The following is a 1,625-nucleotide window of genomic DNA, read 5'->3' as shown; positions in this document are numbered from 1 at the left end:
CTCGGCGTGGTCGTCACCCCCTATGAAGCCCAGGACCAGGTCTACCTGGACATCAAGGCCGGCCGCCTGGACGGCACCGTGGCCGACATCATCGAAGTCACCGGTGGCTTCCTGAGCAAGCCCGAAGGCAAGGACTACGTGGCCGTCGGCCCCGAGCTGTACACCCCCAAGTACTTTGGCGGCGGTGTCGGCGTGGCCCTGCGCAAGGGTGACAAGGCGCTGAAGGAAGAACTCAACGCCGCCATCAAGGCCATCCGCACCGACGGCACCTACAAGACCCTGAACGACAAGTACTTCAAGATCGACGTGTACGGCACGAAATAAAGCGCACCCCCAGGCTGCAGCGCTTCGCGTCTTTCGCCAACCCCCTTGCAGGGGGCGAACCCTACAGCCCGGCGGAGCCGGTTCTGTGGGTTCCTGGTGGGAAGACAGGGGTGTCTACAGGCGGGGTCTAGCCGTGGTCTTACCGCAGCATTTCCTGCGCGGCGGCCACGGCGTATTTTTTTCTACTTGGGAACTGTGTTTTGTCTGATTACTACTGGTCCATCCTCCATGGCGCGCTGCTCACGGTCGGCGTGTCCCTGGCCGCGCTGGCGGTCTCGGTGCTGCTGGGCCTGCTGGGTGCGGCGGCCAAGCTCTCCGGGCGGCCGGTGCTGGTCGTGCCGGCCACGCTGTACACCACCATCATCCGCGGCATCCCGGACCTGGTGCTGATGCTCTTGGTGTTCTACGGCGGCACGATTGGCGTGAATGCCCTGCTGGAGATGGCCGGCAGCGAGGCTACGCTGGACCTGGAGCCGTTCACCGCCGGGGTGCTGACCCTGGGCTTCATCTACGGCGCGTACATGACCGAGACCTTTCGCGGCGCCATCATGGCGATTCCGCGCGGGCAGTTCGAGGCGGCAGCTGCCTTTGGCATGGGGCCTCGGCAGGCCTTCTTGCGCATCACGGCGCCGCAGATGGTGCGCTATGCCCTGCCAGGCTTTACGAATAACTGGCTGGTGCTGATCAAGGCCACGGCCCTGGTGAGTTTGATCGGCCTGCAGGAGATGACCTATCTGGCCAAGCAGGCCAGTGCGGCAACCCGCTCGCCGTTTGTCTTTTTGCTGTTTGCCGGGGCTTTGTTCCTGGTCTACACCTGGGTGTCGCTGGAGGTGCTGCGCAGGCTGAATGCCCGCTACAGCCTGGGCACCAAGCGCATTACGCTGTGAGGATGACGGTATGAACTGGGAAGTCATCTTTCGCGAAGAGAGCCTGGCCATGTTTGGCGAGGGGATTCTGAATACGCTGTGGCTGCTGGCGGCGTCTGTCGCCATCGGGGCGGTGCTGGCGGTGGCCTTTGCTTTGGCCTTGACCAGCAACAGCGTGCTGCTGAAACGGTTGGTGGGGGCCTATACCTTTGTGATCCGGGGCACACCGCTGCTGATCCAGGTGTATTTGATTTACTACGGTCTGGCGCAGCTGGACTGGATACAGGCGCGCTGGGATACGGTGTGGCCGCTGGTGTATTTCAAGAACGCGTTCTTTTGTGCCTTGCTGGCGTTTGCGCTGAATACCGGGGGTTACACAGCCGAGATGCTGGCCGGGGCCATCCGCGAGACGAATGCGGGCGAGATCGAAGCCGC

The 1,625-nt window shown here is 63.0% G+C and carries 3 protein-coding genes; all 3 read left to right on the top strand.

Features of this window, described 5'->3' with window-relative positions:
- The coding region (locus tag AC07R0_RS25670; protein WP_495107025.1) for a transporter substrate-binding domain-containing protein at positions 1-324 on the top strand (324 nt) is incomplete at its 5' end.
- A 200-nt stretch (positions 325-524) separates the two neighbouring features.
- Positions 525-1,211, top strand: coding sequence for an ABC transporter permease (locus AC07R0_RS25665; RefSeq protein WP_495107024.1), 687 nt, complete (start codon positions 525-527; stop codon positions 1,209-1,211).
- Positions 1,212-1,221: 10 nt separating this feature from the next.
- A partial coding sequence (locus tag AC07R0_RS25660) for an ABC transporter permease subunit (protein WP_495107023.1) occupies positions 1,222-1,625 on the top strand: 404 nt, incomplete at its 3' end.

The sequence above is a fragment of the Rhodoferax sp. GW821-FHT07F03 genome (assembly GCF_059418745.1).
The sequence above is the reverse complement of the archived record's forward strand: the minus strand, read 5'-3'. Positions and strand labels throughout refer to the sequence as shown.